This is a genomic window from Gelidibacter salicanalis (assembly GCF_016469035.1).
Classification (GTDB): domain Bacteria; phylum Bacteroidota; class Bacteroidia; order Flavobacteriales; family Flavobacteriaceae; genus Gelidibacter; species Gelidibacter salicanalis_A.
This window is the reverse complement of sequence record NZ_JAEHJZ010000285.1, coordinates 1-291: the sequence shown is the minus strand read 5'-3', so window position 1 is coordinate 291 and position 291 is coordinate 1. Positions and strand designations below refer to the sequence as shown.

The 291-nt window shown below is 41.2% G+C and carries 1 protein-coding gene; it reads right to left on the bottom strand.

What is annotated here, in order from left to right; genetic code table 11:
- On the bottom strand, window positions 1-184 hold a 184-nt coding region (locus JEM65_RS22610; protein ID WP_233530800.1), incomplete at its 3' end, for a hypothetical protein.
- Between the last annotated feature and the right edge of the window lie 107 nt (window positions 185-291).

The window sequence follows — 291 nt, the reverse complement described above, 5'->3', positions numbered from 1 at the left end:
GTTCTACATTGGGTGAACAAAACGGAAGTTCAAACTTCGCTAATTTTGAAATAGGGCCATTTTGAATGGCAGTTTGGCTGCTCAGCATAACCAACTCGGCAGGATCGGACACGCACAAATAAAGTTCCAATTCCCAAAACTTGTTTGCCAATGATATATTGATGATATATTTTATCCGTTCCATGTTTGGGTGACCTTCTGGTCAATGTTTGTTGTGTTTGATATTTCTTGTATGTCCTCCGATGTTACCTCTAAAACCGGGAGAGAGACCGCGAAATAACTCGTGCTCAC